Here is a 20,242-nt window from a genome sequence, read left to right on the forward strand (position 1 = left end):
GCCATGCTCTGGGCCTGCATTCTCTTGCCACAACTGGCGCTCGATTGCGTGCTGCGCGGCCGTGACGACGCCGAGCAGCCGCTGGTGCTGCTCAGCGGCCCGGCCACGCGCCGGGTTCTGCAGGCGGTCAACCCGGCCGCCCGCGCCCTTGGCCTGCGTGCAGGCCAGAGCCTGACCACCGCGCAGGCCCTGGCCCAGGGCTTCAACACGGTCGAGCACGATGCGGCGGCCACCGAGCAGCAGCAACAACTGCTCGCCGCCTGGGCCTACCGCTTCAGTTCCCAGGTCAGCCTGCATTACCCGCGAGCCGTGTTGCTGGAGGTCGAATCCAGCCTCGGCCTGTTCGGTCCCTGGCCGCAATTCGAGGCGCGCTTGCGGGCGGAGCTGACGGCGCTGGGCTTTCGTCACCGGATCGTGCTGGCCAGCAACCCGGTGGCGGCGCGCATGCTGGCCAATGCCTACGACGGTCTGGCAGCGACCGATGCCGAGACGACCCGCGCCGCCCTGGCCGCCATGCCCATTGACCGCCTCGGCCTGCCCGCAGAGGCGGCCACGGCGTTCGGCCGCATGGGCCTGCGTCAGCTCGATCAGGTGCTGGCGTTGCCCCGCGAAACCCTGGCCCGGCGTTTCGCCGCAGCCGTGCAGTTGCACCTCGACCGGCTGCTGGGGCAGCGCGCCATGGCCCTTGACTGTTACCTGCCGCCCGACCGTTTCGAGGCTCGCCTTGAGCTGAATTTCGATGTGGAATCCAGCCAGGCGCTGCTGTTTCCGCTGCGTCGCCTGATCGGGGACCTGGCGGCCTTTCTCGCCGGGCGCGATGCTGGCGTGCAGCGTTTCAACCTGTTTCTGCAACACGCCGAAGGCGCGGACACTTTGTTGCAGGTCGGCCTGCTCGCCGCCGAACGCGACGCCGGGCGTTTGCTGGAACTGGCCCGCGGCCGTCTTGAGCAACTGACCCTGAGAGCCCCGGTGCGCACCCTGCGCCTGACCGCCGAAGAGCTGCCGACATTCGTGCCCCAGGCCAGCGAACTGTTTTCGGCGCGTCCCCAACAGCAGCACAGTTGGGAGCAGTTGCGCGAACGCCTACGGGCGCGGCTTGGCGACGAAGCCGTGCGCGGCGTCGGGCTGGTGGCCGACCACCGCCCCGAATGCGCTTGGCGCAGCGATGGTCCGGCCTTGTCGCCGGCCAGCGGCAACCAGGCCCCGCGCCCGGGCTGGTTGCTGGCCGAGCCGCGCGCCGTGCCGCCGACGAGCGTGCGCCTGCTGGCCGGGCCGGAGCGCATCGAGTCTGGCTGGTGGGACGGCGGCGATGTGCGGCGCGATTACTACCGGGTCGAAACCGACAGCGGTCTGCGCGGCTGGGCCTACTTTCACAGCGGCGAGCGCGATGTGCTGTGGCTGCAGGGCTGGTTCGCATGAGCATGGGTTATGCCGAGCTACACTGCCTGTCGAACTTCAGTTTCCAGCGCGGTGCGTCCAGCGCCCAGGAGCTGTGTGGCCGCGCCCGGCAACAGGGTTATCAGGCCCTGGCGATCACCGACGAGTGCACCCTCGCTGGTATCGTCCGCGCCTGGCAGGCGGCACATGAGGTGGGGCTGCCGCTGATCGTCGGCAGCGAAATGCGCATCGAGAACGGCCCGAAGCTGGTGCTGCTGGTGGAGAACCTGCACGGTTACCAGCACCTGTGCGGCCTGATTACCCGGGCCCGACGACGGGCGGAGAAGGGCAGCTATCGGCTGCTGCGCGAGGATTTCGACAATCCCCCGGAAGGCCTGTTGGCGCTGTGGATTCCGGATGACCTCGACGACCCGGCGCCAGGGCACTGGCTGCGCGAAGTGTTCGCCGAGCGCCTGTGGCTGACCGTGCAACTGCACCATGGCCACGACGACCGCCAGCGTCTGCAACGCCTGCTGGCGCTGGCCACGACCCTGGGCATTCCGGCGGTGGCCAGCGGTGATGTGCACATGCACGCTCGCGGTCGACGCGCCTTGCAGGACTGCATGACTGCTATTCGCCATCACACCACCGTCGCGGAGGCCGGGCACCGTCTGTTCGCCAATGGTGAGCGGCACCTGCGCAGCCTGCCGCAACTGGCGGCGCTGTACCCGTTCGCGTTGCTGGAAGAAAGCACGCGGATCGCCGAGCGCTGCCACTTTGACCTCAAGCGTGACCTGAAATACCACTACCCCCACGAAGTCGTGCCCGCCGGCTACAGCGCCAGCGCCTGGTTGCGCGCGCTGTGCGAGCGGGGCATCCCCCGGCGCTGGCCGCAGGGCATCGGTGCCAAGGATCGCGAGGCGCTGGAGCACGAGCTGGAACTGATCTCCGACCTCAACTACGCGTCCTATTTCCTGACGGTCCACGACATTGTCCAGTTCGCCCGCGAGCGAGGCATCCTCTGCCAGGGGCGGGGTTCTGCGGCCAACTCGGTGGTGTGCTTCGTGTTGGGTATCACCGAACTCGACCCGAGCCGCAGCAACTTGCTGTTCGAGCGCTTCCTGTCCCGCGAGCGCAACGAGCCGCCGGATATCGACGTGGACTTCGAGCACGAGCGCCGCGAGGAAGTCCTGCAATACGTGTTCAACCGCTATGGTCGCCATCGGGCGGCGTTAACTGCGGTGGTCAGTAGCTACCACGCCGCGGGAGCGGTGCGGGATATCGGCCGGGTGCTGGGCTTGCCGCCCGACCAGCTCGGCGCCCTGGCCGATTGCTGCGGGCGCTGGAGTGATCGCGTGCCGTCCGCCGAGCGCCTTGTCGAAGCCGGCTTCGACCCGGAAAGCCCGCTGCTGCACCGGGTGCTGACCCTCACCGGTGATCTGATGGGTTTCCCTCGGCACCTGTCCCAGCACCCCGGTGGTTTCGTTATCAGCGAGCAGCCGCTGGACACCCTGGTGCCGGTGGAAAACGCAGCGATGGAAGGGCGCACGGTGATCCAGTGGGACAAGGACGACCTCGATGCCGTCGGACTGCTCAAGGTCGATGTGCTGGCCCTCGGCATGCTCAGCGCCTTGCGCCGTTGCTTCGACCTGTATGCCTTGCACCGCGGCCAGCGCCTGACCATTGCCAGCATTCCCGCCGATGACACGCCGACCTACGACATGATCAGCCGCGCCGACACCATCGGCGTGTTCCAGATCGAGTCGCGGGCGCAGATGGCCATGTTGCCGCGATTGAAGCCCAGGGAGTTCTACGACCTGGTGATCCAGGTGGCGATCGTCCGGCCGGGGCCGATCCAGGGCGACATGGTTCACCCCTTTCTGCGGCGGCGTAACAAAACGGAGGAAGTGACGTATCCGTCCGACAAGCTCAGGGCGGTATTCGAGCGCACCTTGGGCGTGCCGCTGTTCCAGGAGCAGGTCATGTCCCTGGCCATCGTCGCCGCCGACTACACCCCCGGTGAAGCCGACGAACTGCGCCGCTCCATGGCCGCCTGGAAACGCCACGGCGGCCTGGAGCCCCACCGCCAGCGGCTGACCGAAGGCATGCTGAGAAACGGCTACGACCTGGCGTTTGCCGAGCGCATCTTCGAGCAGATCAAGGGCTTCGGCAGCTACGGTTTTCCCGAGTCCCACGCCGCCAGCTTTGCCTTGCTGACCTACGCCAGTTGCTGGCTGAAGTGCCATGAGCCGGCAATCTTCGCCTGTGCGCTGATCAACAGTTGGCCGATGGGGTTCTACAGCCCCGACCAGATTCTGCAGGACGCGCGCCGTCATCGGATCGAGACCCGTCCGGTGGATGTGCATCACAGCGATTGGGATTGCACCCTGGAACCGGGTGAAGACGGTCAGTTGGCGCTGCGCCTGGGCTTGCGCCAGGTGCGCGGGTTTCGCCAGGACGACGCCCTGCGTCTGGTGCGGGTGCGAGAAGAACGGGGTTTTCGTGATGTCGCCGACCTGTGTTTGCGCGCCAGCCTCGACGGTCGCGCCCGTGACCTGCTGGCCGATGCCGGTGCCCTCGCGGCGCTGGCCGGGCACCGCTATCAGGCGCGCTGGGAGGTGGCGGCAGTGCAGGCGCAATTGCCGCTGTTCGCCGGCATCGAGCCCACCGCGGAAGCGCCCGTCGAGTTACCCGCACCGAGCATCGGCGAAGACCTGTTCGCCGATTACCAGAGCGTGGGCACCACCTTTGGCCCGCACCCGCTGTCGTTGTTGCGCCGACGCCTGACGGGGCTGGGTTGTCGCAGTTCGCAGGGGCTGGAGGGCGTGGCCCATGGCGATGTGATCAGCGTGGCGGGTCTGGTGGTGGGCCGGCAGCGACCGCAGACCGCCAGCGGCGTGACGTTCGTCACTCTGGAAGATGAGTTCGGCATGCTCAATGTGGTGGTCTGGCGCGACCTGGCCGAGCGTCAGCGGCGGGTGCTGGTGGGGGCGCAATTGATGCGGGTGATGGGCAAGCTGGAGGTTGCCGATGGCGTGCGTCATCTGATCGCCCGCCGCATGGAAGATCTCAGCCCGCTGTTACACGGGCTAGATGTGCGCAGCCGGGACTTCCACTAGGCTCTGTATGAAAAGCCTTGATACTCGGTGATGCTGCGTTGAAAACAGCCTCGTGCGCGAGCCCGGTCGGAATGCTCATTTACAACCCGTAAACGTCGAGCGCGACCCCGGCCGTTCCTCGGCTGTTTTCGTCTTGCCTGACCTTCGTCTCAAGGCTTTTCATACAGACCCAAGCCTCAGACCATCGCCAGGCGCTGCTTGCGGGCCGGCGCCGGAAACGCTTGGTCGATGGCGTGCAGGTCTTCGGCGCGCAAGGTCAGGTTGGCCGCGGCGGCATTGAGCTGGACATGGCGCGGCTCCACCGCCTTGGGAATGGCGATCACTCCGTCCTGGCGGGTGACCCAGGCCAGGCACACCTGCGCCGGCGTGACGCCATGGGCTTCGGCGATCTGCGTCAGCACCGGGTGGCGCAGCAGGCGGCCGGCCTGGGCCAGCGGGCAGTAGGCCATGATCGGCATCTGATGCTCGCGGCACCACGGCAGCAGGTCGAATTCGATGCCACGTTGCTCGGGGTTGTACAGCACCTGATTGGTGGCGCAGGTCGGCTGGTCGAGCTCGCGCATGTCGTCAGTGTCGAAGTTGGACACGCCCCAGCGCCCGATCTTGCCGGCGTCGCGCAGTTGTTCGAAGGCTTCGACGGTTTCTTCCAGCGGATACTGACCGCGCCAGTGCAGCAGATAGAGGTCGATGTGCTCGGTGCCGAGGCGTTGCAGGCTGCGTTCGCAGGCGGCGATGGCGCCTTTGCGGCTGGCGTTGTGTGGGTAGACCTTGCTGACCAGGAATACCTTGTCGCGCCGGCCCGCCAGCGCCTGGCCGACCACCTTTTCCGCGCCGCCTTCGGCGTACATCTCCGCGGTGTCGATCAGCGTCAGGCCGAGGTCGATGCCCTGTTGCAGGGCTGCGACTTCACGCGGGCGCTGGCCAAGGTCTTCGCCCATGTACCAGGTGCCCTGGCCGATGACGGGTACCTGTTTGTCGCCGAGCGTTGTGTTACGCATGGTTGAACATCTCCTTCTTGAGTGTAGTGGGGCCGCACATCACACCAGCGCGGGCTCCTTGATCTGTTCCATCAATACGTCCAGCACCGCCTGCGCCGCCGCCGACAGCTTGTGGTCCGCCAGCAGGATCACGCCAATCCGCCGCTCGATACTCGGCGCCACCAGCGGCACGCATTGCGCCCCCAGTTCGCGCATCTGGCCGATGCACAGGGCCGGCACCGCGCTGACTCCCAGCCCATTGGCGACCATCCGGCCAATCGTGGACAACTGATGGCTCTCGAACGCCACCGCCAGCTTGCCATGGTTCGCCGCCACATGCCGTTCCAGCAGCAGGCGCACCGCCGAAGGGCGTTGCAGGGTGATGAAATCTTCCTTGAGCAGCTCTTGCCAGCGCACCTGTGGCTGCTGTGCCAGGGGGGAGTCGGTTGGCACTACCGCGACGAAGCGGTCCAGATAGAGCGGCTTGAACAGCAGCGGTTCACTGGTTTCCGGCTCGAAGCCGATACCCAACTCGACCCGCCGATGGCGTACCAGTTCCAGCACTTGTTCATTGATCACGTCATGCACGGTGACGTTGACCCGCGGGTAACGCTCGCGAAACACCTTCAAGACTGGTGGCAGCAGGTTACCGGCGAAGGCCGGCATGGCGGCGATGGACACCCGCCCCAGTTGCAGGGTGAAGCGCTGGCGCAGCAGCTCTTCGGTGTTGTCCCAGTCGGCCAGCAGTTGCCGGGCCAACGGCAGCAGGACTTCGCCCTCCGGAGTCAGGCTGACGCTGCGCGTGGTGCGGCTGAGCAGGGTGCCGCCCAGGTGCTCTTCCAGGCTCTTGATGGTCAGGCTCAGGGCTGGCTGCGACAGGTGCAGGTGCTCGCCGGCCTGGGCAAAGCTCTGGTAAGTGGCGACGGCGACGAAGGCACGCAATTGCTTGACGTTCATGGGATTGTTTTAAAAACCAAATCAATCGATGAGAAAAACAAAATTAACAAATCAGTCGCCAGGGGAGAAGATGCCGACAGACGCTTCCCGACACGCTGTCGGGCTCTTACAACGACAAAAGGCGGATCAGCATGGCCGGACTGGACAAGCGCGTAGCAACCTATGAACAGGCCCTCGAAGGCCTGACCGACAACATGACGGTACTGGCTGGTGGTTTCGGCCTGTGCGGCATCCCGGAAAACCTCATCGCTGAAATCAAGCGCCGCGGCGTCAGCGGCCTGACCGTGGTTTCGAACAACTGCGGCGTTGATGGTTTCGGTCTGGGCGTGCTGCTGGAAGACCGCCAGATCCGCAAGATGATCGCCTCCTACGTGGGTGAAAACGCCGAGTTCGAGCGCCAGTTGCTCAGCGGCGAGCTGGAAGTGGAGCTCACCCCGCAAGGCACCCTGGCCGAGAAAATGCGCGCCGGCGGCGCCGGTATCCCGGCCTTCTACACCGCCACCGGCTACGGTACGCCGGTTGCCGACGGCAAGGAAGTGCGCCAGTTCAACGGACGCAACTACATCCTCGAAGAAGCCATCACCGGTGACTTCGCCATCGTCAAAGGCTGGAAAGCCGACCATTACGGCAACGTGGTCTATCGCAACACCGCACAGAACTTCAACCCGCTGGCGGCCACCGCCGGCAAGATCACCGTGGTCGAGGTCGAGGAAATCGTCGAGCCGGGCGTGCTGCTGCCGAGCGAGATCCATACCCCGGGCATCTACGTCGACCGGGTCATTGTCGGCACGTTCGAAAAGCGCATCGAAAAACGCACGGTCAAAGCCTGACCCGTCCTTGCACAGAACAACAAAGAGATCCTGACCATGGCACTTACCCGCGAACAAATGGCCCAGCGCGTCGCCCGCGAACTCAAGGACGGCTACTACGTCAACCTCGGCATCGGCATCCCGACCCTGGTGGCCAACTATGTCCCGGCTGATATCGACGTGATGCTGCAGTCGGAAAACGGCCTGTTGGGCATGGGCGAATTCCCTACCGAAAGCCAGCTCGATGCCGACATGATCAACGCCGGCAAGCAGACCGTGACCGCCCGGCGTGGCGCGTCGATCTTCAACTCCGCCGAGTCCTTCGCCATGATCCGTGGCGGCCATGTCGACCTGACCGTGCTTGGCGCGTTCGAGGTGGATGTGGAAGGCAACATCGCCTCGTGGATGATCCCCGGCAAGCTGGTCAAGGGCATGGGCGGGGCGATGGACCTGGTGGCTGGCGCCGACAACATCATCGTCACCATGACCCACGCCTCCAAGGACGGCGAGTCCAAGCTGCTGCCGCGTTGCAGCCTGCCGCTGACCGGTGCCGGCTGCATCCGCAAGGTGCTGACCGACCTGGCTTACCTGGAGATCGAGAACGGCACATTCATCCTGCGCGAGACGGCGCCGGGGGTGAGTGTCGAGGAGATCATCGAGAAGACCGCGGGCAAGCTGATCGTGGCGGATGATGTGAAGGAAATGACCTTCTGATTTTGTAGGTGGCTTCCGGGCCTCATCGCCGGCAAGCCAGCTCCCACACTTACAGCGCTGTTCTGACGATCCGCGATTTGCCTGTGGGAGCTGGCTTGCCAGCGATGAGGCCCCCAAAGCCACCGAGTACTTCCGAGTTGTAAATGCACTCGCGGGGTCGACCCGGGACAAGGAACCACGCATTCCTTGTCCCGGACCGACCCCGCGATTGTTTTTCTACGCCTTCACATCCCGCTCATCCTGCGCCACCACCGCCTGGCACAACTCGATCATCTGCTCGCGCATCCAGCGGTTGGCCGGGTCCTGGTCGGTGCTTTCGTGCCAGTACAAATGGGTTTCCAGCGGCGGCACGTCATTCACCGGCAGGCTCGCGTAGTTGAGGTTGTGCCGGCGGGCGAAGCGCTCGGGCACGGTCATGACCATGTCGGTCTGCTGCAGCACCTGCGACGCCATCAGATAGTGCTGCGAACGCAGCGCGATCCGCCGTTGCAGGCCCATCTTGCCCAGCGCCAGGTCGACATAACCCAGGCCGTTGCGGCGGCTGGAGATGTGGATGTGGGTCAGGCTCATGTACTCGTCGAGGCTGATCTTGTCCTTGGCCATCGGGTGGCCCTGGCGCATGGCGCACACATATTGGTCCTGGATCAGCTTGACGTGGCGCACCTGCGGGTCGGTGTTGAGCGGCGCATCGACGGCGAAATCCAGGCGGCCAGCGGCCAGTTCCTTGGTGGTTTCGCGGCGTTTGCACAGGAAACTCTCGATCACCACCGCCGGCGCCAGGCGCCGCAGGCGCTGGAACAGCGGCGGCAGGACCACCGCCTCGGTGAGGTCGGTCATGCTGATGCGGAAGGTCTTGTTCGCCTGCAGCGGATTGAAGATGCGGCTTTCCTGCACCGACACCCGCAGCAGCGACAGCGCGTTGCGCACCGGCCCGATGATGTTCTGCGCCATCGGCGTCGGCACCATGCCCTGGGCAGTGCGCACAAACAGCGGGTCATTGAAGGTTTCGCGCAGGCGGGCGAGGGCGTTGGACACCGCCGGCTGGGTGATGCCGACGATCTGCCCGGCGCGGGTCAGATTGGCTTCGGTGTAGATGGCATCGAAAACGATGAACAGATTGAGGTCGACCTTGCTCAAGTTCATGGCACTGCTCTTGTTGGCGTTATGGGGTCGATCATATATCGGTTATGAATGTTTATACACGCCGAAAATAGACTAGGTGGATTTTGCCCGGTGATCTAGCATCGATTCCAGATCCCTTTCACGAAGAAGGTACTGCTCATGGATTTCGCCTACTCACCCAAGGTCCAGGCCCTGCGCGAACGTGTTACCGCGTTCATGGACGCCTATGTCTACCCCGCTGAAGCGGTGTTCGAGCAACAGGTCGCCGAGGGCGATCGCTGGCAACCGACCGCGATCATGGAAGAACTGAAGAACAAGGCCAAGGCCGAAGGTCTGTGGAACCTGTTCCTGCCCGAGTCGGAACTGGGCGCCGGGTTGACCAACCTGGAGTACGCGCCGCTGGCGGAAATCATGGGCCGTTCGCTGCTGGGGCCGGAGCCGTTCAACTGCTCGGCGCCGGACACCGGCAACATGGAAGTGCTGGTGCGCTACGGCAGCCCCGAGCAGAAGCGCCAGTGGCTGGAGCCGCTGCTGCGCGGTGATATCCGCTCGGCCTTCGCCATGACCGAGCCGGACGTCGCGTCGTCCGACGCCACCAACATGGCCGCCCGCGCTGTGCGCGATGGCGACGAGTGGGTCATCAGCGGTCGCAAGTGGTGGACCTCCGGCGCCTGCGATCCGCGCTGCAAAGTGATGATCTTCATGGGCCTGAGCAATCCGGATGGCCCGCGTCACCAGCAGCACTCGATGATTCTGGTGCCGACCGATGCGCCCGGCGTGACGATCGTCCGCCCGCTGCCGGTGTTCGGCTACGACGACGCGCCGCATGGCCACGCCGAAGTGCTGTTCGAGAACGTACGCGTGCCGTATGACAACGTGATCCTCGGCGAGGGCCGTGGTTTCGAGATCGCCCAGGGGCGCCTGGGCCCAGGCCGTATCCACCACTGCATGCGCTCGATCGGCATGGCCGAGCGGGCACTGGAATTGATGTGCAAGCGCTCGGTGGAGCGCACCGCTTTCGGCCGGCCACTGGCGCGGCTGGGCGGCAACGTCGACAAGATCGCCGATTCGCGGATGGAAATCGACATGGCCCGCCTGCTGACCCTGAAAGCGGCGTACATGATGGACCACGCGGGCAACAAGGTGGCCCGCAGCGAAATCGCCCAGATCAAGGTGGTGGCGCCGAACGTGGCATTGCGCGTGATCGACCGGGCGATCCAGATTCATGGCGGTGCCGGTGTTTCAGCGGACTTCCCGCTGGCCTACATGTACGCCATGCAGCGCACCCTGCGCCTGGCCGACGGCCCGGATGAAGTGCACCGGGCGGCGATCGGCAAGTACGAGATCGGCAAATACGTGCCGAAGGAGATGCTGCGCAGCAGCCACTGATCCCGCCTAAAAACGCGAACTGAACCTTGTGGGCCAAGCCCACAAGGTTCGGTATCAATTCTCCTTCTGCGGCTCTTTCTCATCCCGCGTCTTGAACAACGACAACACCACCCCGCCTGCCAGCAACCCGAACGTCACCCCCAGCGACAACAGCGCCGGAATCTTGCCGATGAACCCGTGCAGGAAAATCTTGCCGCCAATGAAGATCAGCACCAGCGCCAGCGCGTACTTCAGGTAGACAAACCGGTGCATCAGCGCCGCCAGGGCGAAATACAACGCCCGCAGCCCGAGGATCGCGAAGATGTTCGAGGTGTAGACGATGAACGGGTCCTGGGTGATGGAGAAGATAGCCGGCACGCTGTCGACGGCGAATACCAGGTCGGCCAGTTCGATCAACACCAGGGCGAGAAACAGCGGCGTGGCGTAGCGAATCGCCTTCGATTGCCCCGCCGGAACCAGGCGCACGAAGAAGCGCGCACCGTGCAACTGGTCGGTGACCCGCACATGCCTGCGGATGAATTTGATGAATGGATTGTTGGCCAGGTCCGGGTGCGACTCCTGACGGCTGAACAGCATCTTCACCCCGGTGATCAGCAGGAACGCACCGAAAATATAGAGGATCCAGTCGAACTCCTTCACCAGCGCGCTACCGATGCCGATCATGATCGCCCGCAACACCACCACGCCGAGAATGCCCCAGAACAGCACGCGGTGCTGGTAACGCCGGGGGATGCCGAAAAAGCCGAAGATCATCGCCATGACGAACACGTTGTCCATCGACAGCGACTGTTCCACCAGCAGCCCGGTGTAGAACTCCAGGGCGCTCTGGGCACCCAGTTCGTACCAGATCCAGCCGCCGAACATCACGCCCACGCTGAAATAGCCGGCATACAGCAGCAGGCTTTCGCGCATTTCGATTTCGTGCTGGTCGCGGTGCAGCACCCCGAGGTCGAAGACCAGCAGGGCGATGACGATGACGATAAAGGCCAGCCAGAGCAGGCTGCTGGTGCCGAGAAATTCGGCGCTGAAAAAATCTTGCAGAGCTGTCATGAGCCCCTCCCGATGTCGTAGTTGGCAAGCAACTGTGACTCCGACATGGCGGTTGGCGACCGTCAGAGGGGCCCGGCGTCACATGATCCAGCCTAGTTGCCGATCACGGGGCGGGGCGGGCGAGAGCGTTACAAGGTCTTACAAGACTTTAAGAAATTTCCTTCGGTGCACCGTTCTTTCAATACACCCAGGCTTCAACCCGGCGATTGCGGATGCGGCCCTGGGTATCGGTGTTTGCGGCTACCGGCAATTCGGCGCCGAGGCCGATGACGTCGCGCAGGGTGACCTCGTGCCTGGCCAGTTCGCGGCGCACCGCCATCGCCCGCAGGCGCGACAGCAGGTCGGCGCGGCGGGCGTCGTCTTTGGCATCGCCGAACCCTACCAGCCCCACTTTGCCGTCGAGCTTGCGGTTCTGCCGCAGGTAGTCCGCCAGTCGCTCGATATCCCGCAAGGCCTTGTTGTCCAGGGTCGCGCTGCCTTCCTGGAAACGGAAATTCACCGACAGCCGCCGCGCCTCACTGAGCAGGTGGCGGTAGCGCGGTGGCAGGTCGGCTTGAGGGGATTCGCTGAGGGGGCGCACCTGCTGGGCGACGAAGCCGTTGCTGGCGACGATGGCCTGGCCGCGTGGGCTCTGGGTGAAGTCCAGCAGCGCCTTGGCGAGGGGGTTGTGCTGCGTCGGTGGCAGGTAGAAATACAGGCGCCGCGACAGCGGATAGTCCTCGCTGGCGATCTGCTCGGCGCTCGGCAGCATGGCCCGCGAGGCCCCGTCGGCGACCGCCAGCACCCGCGCGCCATGGACAGTGGTCAGGCTGCTGAAACCGATGGCCTGGCGATCATGGCGTACCGCTTCGGCCAACTGCTCGCCGGACTCGAAGCGCCGCGCGCTGCCTGCGAGGCTCTGGTGGTGCGGGTCGAGCACCAGGGTCTTGAAGGTTTCCCAGGTGCCGGAGCGGTCGTCGCGGGCATACAACTGGATCGGCCCGCCGCCGACGCCGAGTTCTTCCCAGGTGGCGATGCGCCCGGAGAACACCCCGGCCAGTTGCTCGGTGGTCAGTTGCGGCAGCGGATTGTCGGGATGGACCAGCACCGCCACGCCGTCCAGGGCGATGACTTGCTCGGCGTCGGCGCTGGTCAGGTTGCCCAGTGCCTGGAGTTCGGCCTGCTCGCTGTCCTTGATCGGGCGTGAGGCGGCGGCGAGGTCGGCGCTGCCGTTTTTCAATGCGCTGAAGCCGGTGCTGCTGCCGTGGGCGGCGATCTCTACCTGCTGCACCTGGCCGTTGTCGTCACTGCCTTGCACGCGCACTTCATTGGCGACGTCCGAAGGCAGGATCTCGACATTGCGCAGGCCTCGTTCTTCCAGCAGGCCACGCACCAGCGCAGGCGCCAGCACCGCGCCGATGGTGTTGGAACCCTGGATGCGCAGGGTGTCGGCAACGGCAAGGGGCGTGAGCAGAACAAGGAGAAGGGCGCAGAGGCGGATCATTGCCGGCGGAGACTCTGGAAACGAAGGTTTCGGCAGATTAAGACAGGCAGGTGACCGAAAGATGACAGGTGCAGCGGTGGGCTGATCGCGAGCAGATGTGGGGGACCGCCAGGCGGTCCCCGGATCGATCAGTTCAATTCAAGCCAGATCGGCGCGTGGTCGGAAGGTTTTTCCATCCCGCGCAATTCATAATCCACACCCGCCGCCTTGACCCGCGGCAACAGTGCGTTGGAGGTCATGATCAGGTCGATGCGCAGGCCGCGCTTGGGCTGGTCTTCGAAGCCGCGGCTGCGGTAGTCGAACCAACTGAACTGGTCCACCACTTCCGGGTGCAGGTGGCGGAAGCTGTCGGTCAGGCCCCAGTTCTTCAGGCGCGCCATCCACTCGCGCTCTTCGGGCAGGAAGCTGCACTTGCCGGTCTTCAGCCAGCGCTTGGCATTATCGGCGCCGATGCCGATGTCGCAGTCTTCCGGCGAAATGTTCACGTCGCCCATCACCACTACGGGCTGGTCGTTCTTGAACTGGGTTTCCAGCAGTGCCTGCAGGTCGCTGTAGAAGCGCTGCTTGGCCGGGAACTTGGTGGGGTGGTCGCGGCTTTCGCCTTGTGGGAAGTAGCCGTTCATGATGGTGATCGGGTTGCCATTGTCGTCGGCGAACGTGCCCCAGATGAAACGGCGCTGGGCGTCTTCTTCGTCGGTCGAGAAGCCCTTGAACAGGCTCAGTGGCGGCTTGCGCGAGAGCAGGGCGACGCCGTAATGGCCTTTCTGGCCATGGAAATGGACGTGGTAACCGAGGGCCTGGACATCCGCCAGCGGGAACTGCTCGTCCGACACCTTGGTTTCCTGCAGGCCGATGACATCGGGCTGGTGTTTGTCGATCAACGCCGCCAATTGATGGGGCCGGGCGCGCAGGCCGTTGATGTTGAACGAGACGATTTTCATGGAAACAGGGTCCTGGGTAAAAGGCTGGATGCTAGCCGACATCGGCTTGGCCGGCCAGCGATGATGCCGTTGAAGCGGCTGTCTATACTCCAGCCCAACCAAGAAGGAACGTTGGCGCCGCCCGCATCTCAAAGAGCCATGCCCAACTGCCATCAGGAGAACCGTGACCATGCCTGAATCGACCCCCGCGCCGGCCGAAGTCCGTCTACTCGACAGTGGCTACAGCCGCGAGGCACGTTCGCTGCTCTACCACGCCTACCGCCACGAACCCACCTACGGTTACTTGTTTGAAGCCGAACGCGCCGGCTTCGACCAGCGCGTGCGGGCGCTGGTCCGCGAGCGGGTGCGTCAGCACTTCTATCAGGAGTTGCCGGCAATCGGCCTGCTGGTGGACGACCGCTTGATCGGCATCGCTCTGATCTCGCCGCCGGTACGCCGCCTGGACGTCACCGACAGTTGGGCCTGGCGCATACGCATGGTGTTGAGCGCCGGCTTCCGTTGCACTCGCCGCTACCTCGATTACCGCGCCGCGCTCATGGCCTGCCTGCCCGGCGACGCCGTGCATGTGCTGCCGCTGCTGGGCATTCATCCGCAGTTCCAGGGCAAGCACTACGGCGAGCAATTGCTGGCGGCGGTCCACGACTGGTGCGCCGAAGATGAAAATTCCCACGGCGTGGTGCTGGATACAGGCAACGAGCATTACCTGGCGTTCTACCAGCGCCAGGGCTACCAGGAAATTGGCGAAATCGCTGTGGGACCGATCCGCGAGCATGTGTTTTTTCACCCGGGACCACAGCGGGTCGCACAGGAAAGTGCCTGACGCAGGCCCGATCCAGACGCCTTTCGGGTTCCAGCCATTCGCCAGGCTCTGGTAGCATCCGCGCCTATGACGTATTCAGGACGCTTCACCTGCGGTTTGATCCTGTGCCTGGCCAGCAGCTTTGCGGCGGCGGCACAGAGTGAACTGGTTATCCGGATCAAACCCGCCAATAACGACCTCAAGGCCAATGTCGAGGGCTATATCGGTAGCCTCGGCGAGCGCGATGAAGAGGCGCTGCTGCGCTTCAGTCGCGGGGCCGAGGAACAGGCCCGCAAGGCCGCCCAGGCACTGGGTTACTACCAGGCGCAGATCGACAGCGAGGTGCTGCCGCCGCGCGACGATGACAAGGGCCCGCGCCTGCGGCTGAACATCGAGCCGGGCGAGCCGATCCGCCTGCGCGATGTCAGCGTACGTATCGAAGGCCCGGCCAGCCAGCTCAAATCCTTCCGTGTCCCCGACAGCCGTGCCTTGCGCAGCGGCGAAGTGCTCAACCACGGTCACTACGAAGACGCCAAGCGGCTGATCCAGAACCAGGCGTCGCGCTACGGTTTCTTCAAAGGCCACTTCGTGCGCAATCGCCTGGCGGTGGACCCGGCTGCCGGGGTCGCGGATATCGAACTGGTCTACGACAGCGGCCCGCGCTACAGCCTGGGCCGGGTGCAGTTCGACGGCGATTCGCCGTTCGACGAAGAACTGCTGCAACGCATGGTGCCGTTCAGGGAAGGCACGCCCTACGACTCCGAATTGATCGCCGAACTGAACAATGCGCTGCAATCGAGCGGCTACTTCGAAGGCGTGCGTGTCGATGCCGCGCCGACCGCTGCGGTGGGCCAGAGCATTCCGGTGGATGTTCAGGTGCAGACCCGCAAACCACGGACCATGAGCTTGGGCCTCGGCTTCTCGACCGACGTCGGCCCGCGCGGCAAGGCCGGCTGGACGCGCCACTGGGTCAACCCGCAAGGCCACAGCTACGGCATCGAAACCGAGCTGTCGGCGCCGCGGCAGAACGTCGGCCTGTGGTACGACGTGCCCCTCGACCCGCCGCTGACCGACAAGCTGCGCTATGCCGGCGGTTATCAATATGAAGAGATCGCCGGCACCGACACCCTCAGCAAGCTGCTGACCGTCGGCCCGGAATGGCACAGCAAGTTGCCCAGCGGTTGGCAGCGGGTGATTTCGTTGAAATGGCAGCGCGAAGAATACCGACTCGGCGACGACTCCGGCCTCAGCACCCTGCTGATGCCCGGCGTCAGCTACAGCTACCTGCGCAGCGACAACCGTATTGATCCGCACAATGGCTACCGCCTGCAATTCGATGTGCGGGTGGCCAAGGAAGGGTTACTCTCGGACACCAACCTGGTCAACGGCACCGTGCTGGTCAAGGGCCTGACCACGCTGGCGCAGAACCACCGCTTCCTCGGCCGCGTGCAGTTCGGCGGCAGCGCCACCAACGGCTACAAATCGGTGCCGCCATCGCTGCGCTTCTTCGCCGGTGGCGACCAGAGCGTGCGCGGCTACGACTACCAGACCCTGTCACCGGAGAATGGCGACGGCGACCGCATCGGTGGCCGCTACATGGTTGCCGGCAGCGCCGAGTACCAGTACCAGATCGCCGACAAATGGCGGCTGGCGACCTTCGTCGACCAGGGCAACTCCTTCAACAATCTCGACTTCCCCAGCCTCAAGACCGGCGTTGGCTTCGGCGTGCGCTGGGTTTCACCGGTGGGCCCACTGCGCCTGGACCTGGCCAAGGCGCTGGATGACGACGGCGGTATTCGTTTGCACTTCTCGATGGGGCCGGAGCTGTGAAGCAGGTATCGAAATGGATCGCGATCAGCCTGTTTGCGCTGCTGGTCTTGCTGCTTCTGGCGCTGGGGCTGGTACTCGGCACCCAGGCCGGCAGCCGTTGGGCGCTGGGGCTGGTGCCTGGGCTTGAGGTGGACGGTTTTCAGGGCACCCTCGCCGAGCAGTGGCAGGCGGAGAAGCTGGTCTGGCAGTCGGGTGGCGACCGGGTCGAACTGGTCGCGCCGCTGCTGGAGTGGACGCCGGGTTGCCTGCTGCGTCGTACCCTGTGCGTGGACAAACTGCATGCGGCGCAGGTCGAACTGACCTTCGCACCCACCGAAACGGACCCTGACAGCGGGCCGTTGAAACTCCCCGAACTCAATCTGCCGCTGGCCATCGAACTGGGCGAAGTACAGGTGGGCACCCTGCGCCTGGACGGCAACGAACAGTTGAGCGGCCTGACCCTGGCGGCGCACTGGACCCGTGAAGGGCTGAAGATCGACAGCCTCGACCTCAAACGCGAAGACCTGCACCTGACCCTTCAGGGCCTGCTGCAACCCGGCGGCGACTGGCCGTTGCATGCCGAGGGACAATTGCAATTGCCGGCCGTGGACGGCCAGGCCTGGAACCTGGCGTTGCAGGTCAAGGGCGAACTGCAGAAGAGCCTGGACCTGCAAGCCGACAGCAGCGGCTATCTGCAAGGTCGCCTCAGCGGCCAGTTGCAGCCGCTGGCCGACAACCTGCCGGCGCAAGTGCGCCTGAGCGCCACCGGTTTCAAAGCGGTCGGCAGCCTCCCGGACACCCTGCGTTTCGAGCAGTTGGAACTCACCGCCCACGGCGACCTCAAGGCCGGCTATCAACTGATCGGTGCCGGCAACCTGGCGGCGGAGCAGGGGCCGATCAACCTGGCCCTGCGCGGACGGGTCGATGCCAAGGGCGCCGAAGTGGCGGCCCTCGACCTGACCGCCACCCCGGCGCAACGCCTGGGCCTGACCGCCAGTGCCAACTGGGAGCAGGCCCTGACGGCCAGCGCCACTCTCGACTGGCAGGACTTTCCCTGGCTGCGCCTCTATCCGCTGGAGCAGCCACCGCAAGTGCAACTGCACCGGCTCAAGGCCCAGGTGCAGTACCGCGATGGCAACTATGAAGGTGATTTCAACGGCGACCTCGACGGCCCGGCTGGTGCCTTCAAGGTCAGCAGCCCGTTCAAGGGCGACCTCGGCAAGATCAGCCTGCCGCAGCTCGCACTGGAAGCAGGCCAGGGCAAGGCGGCCGGCAGTGTCAGCGTCGCGTTCGCCGATGGCGTGGCGTGGGACGCGGCGCTGGATCTCTCGGACCTGAACCCCGCGTATTGGCTGGCGGAGATGCCTGGCACCCTGGCCGGACCGCTGCGCAGCAAAGGCGAGCTGAAGAACGAAAAACTCAGCCTCAATGCCGACCTCGACCTCAAGGGCCGACTGCGCGGCCAACCGGCGGTGTTGCAGCTCAAGGCCGAAGGTGCGGGCGAGCAATGGACCTTGGGAACCCTGCAATTACGCCTGGGTGATAACCAGGTCATCGGCAGTGGCAGCCTGCAACAGCGCCTCGCCGGACAGATCGACCTCAACCTGCCGCGCCTCGGCCAGCTCTGGCCGCAATTGCAGGGGCAGATCAAGGGCCGCGTCGATGTGGCGGGCACCCTCAAGGCGCCGCAAGGGCAGTTGAAGCTGCAAGGGCAGCAACTGGCCCAGGCGGAAAACCGTCTGCAGACCCTCAACCTCGACGCTCGCCTCGACAGCAACCAGAAAGCCCTGATCGACCTCAGCGCCAGCGGCATTCGCGCCGGCGAGACGGCACTCGGCACGCTGACCGCCAAGGGCCAGGGCGACATTCGTCAACAGCAGTTGCAACTGGCGCTGGACGGGCCGCAGCTCAAGCTCGACCTGGGCCTGGATGGCCAACTGGACAAGGGCAACTGGCGCGGTCGCCTGGCCTCTGGCGAGATTCGCGCCGGTGGCCAGGACTGGCGCTTGCAAGCGCCGGCGAAACTGCAACGGCTGGCCAACGGGCAGATCGATTTCGGCACCCATTGCTGGCGGTCCGGGCAGGCCAGCCTGTGCGGCGACGAGCAGCGCCTGGCGCCGGAACCGCGGATCCGCTATCACCTCAAGCAGTTCCCGCTGGACAGCCTGGCGCAATGGCTGCCCAAGGACTTCGCCTGGCAGGGCCAGCTCAACGCCGATATCAATCTCGACCTGCCGGCCAGCGGGCCGAAAGGCACGGTGCAGGTGGATGCCAGTGGCGGCACCCTGCGTATCCGCGAGAAGGGGCAGTGGGTTGATTTCCCGTACCAGAGCCTGCGCCTGGACAGCACGCTGGGCCCGCGCCGGGTCGATACCCGCCTGGATTTCCGCGGTGGACGCCTGGGTGAGTTGAGCCTGTCGGCGCGCATCGATCCGCTGGCGCGCAACAAGCCGCTGAGCGGCGAGTTCCGTTTGAGCGGTCTGGATCTGGCGGTGGCGCGGCCGTTCGTGCCGATGGTCGAGCGGCTGGCCGGGCAACTGAATGGCAGCGGGCAGATTTCCGGCACGCTGCTGGCGCCGCTGGTCAACGGCAACCTGGTGTTGTCGGGGGGCGAGGTCGGTGGGGCGGAATTGCCGATCAGCCTGCGTGAGCTGACGGTGCGGGCGCTGATCGCGGGCGAGCAGGTTCAGCTCACGGGCGACTGGCGCAGTGGCGAGGCCGGGCAGGGCCGGCTGAGTGGCGAGATCGGCTGGGGCCGGGCCCTGGCGGTGGACCTGGCGCTACAGGGGCAACGTCTGCCGGTCAACGTCGAACCTTACGCCGCCCTCGAAGTGGCGCCTGACCTGAAGATCAGCCTGCAGGGCGAGCGTCTGGCGATCAGCGGCAAGGTGCTGGTGCCCAAGGGCAAGATCACCGTGCGCGATCTGCCGCCGTCCACCGTCAAGGTCTCCGAGGACACGGTGATCGTTGGTCATCAGACCGAGGAAGGCAAAGCGCCGATGGCCGTGGCGATGGATATCGATGTCCAGGTGGGTCAGGAAAAACTCTCGTTCAGTGGCTTCGGCCTGACCGCCAATCTGCTCGGTCATGTGCATATCGGCGACAACCTCGATACCCGGGGCGAACTGAGCCTGTCCGATGGCCGCTACCGCGCCTATGGCCAGCGCCTGACCATCCGCCGCGCGCGCCTGCTGTTCGCCGGGCCGATCGACCAGCCGTATCTGGATATTGAAGCGATCCGCAAGACCGATGACGTGATTGCCGGGATCCGCCTCAGCGGCAGCGCCGAACAACCCACCACCCAAGTGTTCTCCGAGCCGGCCATGAGCCAGGAACAGGCCTTGTCGTATCTGGTGTTGGGGCGTCCGCTGAGTACCACCGGCGAAGACAACAATATGCTGGCGCAAGCGGCATTGGGCCTGGGGCTGGCGGGGAGTGCGGGGATCACCGGCAGTCTGGCGTCGAGCCTGGGTATCGACGACTTCCAGCTCGACACCGAAGGCAGCGGCAACACCACCAGCGTGGTGGCCAGCGGTAACCTCACCGAAAAACTGAGTCTGCGCTACGGCGTGGGGGTGTTCGAGCCGGCCAACACCATCGCCTTGCGCTACATGCTCAGCAAGCGCCTGTACCTGGAAGCGGCCAGCGGCGTGGCCAGCTCCCTGGATCTGTTCTACAAGCGGGACTTCTGAGGCG

General features: G+C 65.0%; 14 protein-coding genes. 8 read left to right on the forward strand and 6 right to left on the reverse strand.

Translation table 11 applies throughout. The annotated features are described in order from the left end of the window. Positions 1–3: 3 nt before the first annotated feature. The gene (locus HWV67_RS01060; RefSeq protein ID WP_175649551.1) at positions 4–1,419 is read left to right on the forward strand and encodes a Y-family DNA polymerase; all 1,416 of its coding nucleotides are present in this window, start codon (positions 4–6) and stop codon (positions 1,417–1,419) included. Next, positions 1,395–4,496 (forward strand): error-prone DNA polymerase, encoded by a 3,102-nt coding sequence (locus HWV67_RS01065; RefSeq protein ID WP_218585578.1) that lies wholly within the window; start codon positions 1,395–1,397, stop codon positions 4,494–4,496. The genes HWV67_RS01060 and HWV67_RS01065 overlap by 25 nt, the downstream gene beginning before the upstream one ends. Positions 4,497–4,672: 176 nt before the next feature. Here HWV67_RS01065 and HWV67_RS01070 read toward each other — a convergent pair whose 3' ends face one another. Further along, positions 4,673–5,494 (reverse strand): aldo/keto reductase, encoded by an 822-nt coding sequence (locus HWV67_RS01070; RefSeq protein ID WP_175649553.1) that lies wholly within the window; start codon positions 5,492–5,494, stop codon positions 4,673–4,675. A gap of 39 nt (positions 5,495–5,533) precedes the next feature. Beyond that, complete coding sequence (locus tag HWV67_RS01075) at positions 5,534–6,430, reverse strand: LysR family transcriptional regulator (protein ID WP_175649554.1); 897 nt, start codon at positions 6,428–6,430, stop codon at positions 5,534–5,536. A gap of 131 nt (positions 6,431–6,561) precedes the next feature. Here HWV67_RS01075 and HWV67_RS01080 point away from each other — a divergent pair, with 131 nt between their 5' ends. Both HWV67_RS01080 and HWV67_RS01085 read left to right on the forward strand, forming a co-directional pair. Continuing rightward, a complete protein-coding gene (locus HWV67_RS01080) occupies positions 6,562–7,260 on the forward strand; it encodes a CoA transferase subunit A (protein WP_095157226.1) in 699 nt (232 codons plus the stop codon). Between the two features lie 36 nt (positions 7,261–7,296). Beyond that, positions 7,297–7,953, forward strand: coding sequence for a CoA transferase subunit B (locus HWV67_RS01085; protein ID WP_095157227.1), 657 nt, complete (start codon positions 7,297–7,299; stop codon positions 7,951–7,953). A gap of 216 nt (positions 7,954–8,169) precedes the next feature. Here the strand turns inward: HWV67_RS01085 and HWV67_RS01090 are convergent, their stop codons facing one another. After that, the gene (locus HWV67_RS01090; RefSeq protein WP_095157228.1) at positions 8,170–9,096 is read right to left on the reverse strand and encodes a LysR family transcriptional regulator; all 927 of its coding nucleotides are present in this window, start codon (positions 9,094–9,096) and stop codon (positions 8,170–8,172) included. Positions 9,097–9,234: 138 nt separating this feature from the next. Between HWV67_RS01090 and HWV67_RS01095 the strand changes: the two genes are divergently transcribed. Continuing rightward, positions 9,235–10,464 (forward strand): acyl-CoA dehydrogenase, encoded by a 1,230-nt coding sequence (locus HWV67_RS01095; protein WP_175649555.1) that lies wholly within the window; start codon positions 9,235–9,237, stop codon positions 10,462–10,464. Positions 10,465–10,518: 54 nt separating this feature from the next. On the opposite strand, the gene HWV67_RS01100 is transcribed toward HWV67_RS01095, so the two are convergent. The 3 genes from HWV67_RS01100 to xthA form a co-directional block, all read right to left on the reverse strand. Beyond that, the gene (locus HWV67_RS01100; protein WP_175649556.1) at positions 10,519–11,514 is read right to left on the reverse strand and encodes a TerC family protein; all 996 of its coding nucleotides are present in this window, start codon (positions 11,512–11,514) and stop codon (positions 10,519–10,521) included. Positions 11,515–11,692: 178 nt separating this feature from the next. Next, entirely contained in the window at positions 11,693–12,997 is a 1,305-nt protein-coding gene (locus HWV67_RS01105; protein ID WP_175649557.1) for a substrate-binding domain-containing protein, read from the reverse strand. 128 nt (positions 12,998–13,125) lie between these two features. Continuing rightward, positions 13,126–13,938, reverse strand: coding sequence for an exodeoxyribonuclease III (gene xthA / locus HWV67_RS01110; protein WP_175649558.1), 813 nt, complete (start codon positions 13,936–13,938; stop codon positions 13,126–13,128). Between the two features lie 169 nt (positions 13,939–14,107). Between xthA and HWV67_RS01115 the strand changes: the two genes are divergently transcribed. The 3 genes from HWV67_RS01115 to HWV67_RS01125 all read left to right on the forward strand — a co-directional run bounded on the left by HWV67_RS01115 (position 14,108) and on the right by HWV67_RS01125 (position 20,238). Further along, positions 14,108–14,758, forward strand: coding sequence for a GNAT family N-acetyltransferase (locus tag HWV67_RS01115; RefSeq protein ID WP_175649559.1), 651 nt, complete (start codon positions 14,108–14,110; stop codon positions 14,756–14,758). A 66-nt stretch (positions 14,759–14,824) separates the two neighbouring features. Continuing rightward, positions 14,825–16,567: an autotransporter assembly complex protein TamA gene (locus HWV67_RS01120; RefSeq protein WP_175649560.1), complete on the forward strand. Its 1,743-nt coding sequence runs from the start codon at positions 14,825–14,827 to the stop codon at positions 16,565–16,567. Then, positions 16,564–20,238, forward strand: a complete 3,675-nt coding sequence (locus HWV67_RS01125) for a translocation/assembly module TamB domain-containing protein (protein ID WP_175649561.1) — start codon at positions 16,564–16,566, stop codon at positions 20,236–20,238. Before HWV67_RS01120 ends, HWV67_RS01125 begins: the two co-directional genes overlap by 4 nt. Positions 20,239–20,242 lie beyond the last annotated feature (4 nt).

This window comes from Pseudomonas sp. Marseille-P9899 (assembly GCF_903166565.1).
Taxonomy (GTDB): Bacteria; Pseudomonadota; Gammaproteobacteria; order Pseudomonadales; family Pseudomonadaceae; genus Aquipseudomonas; species Aquipseudomonas huaxiensis.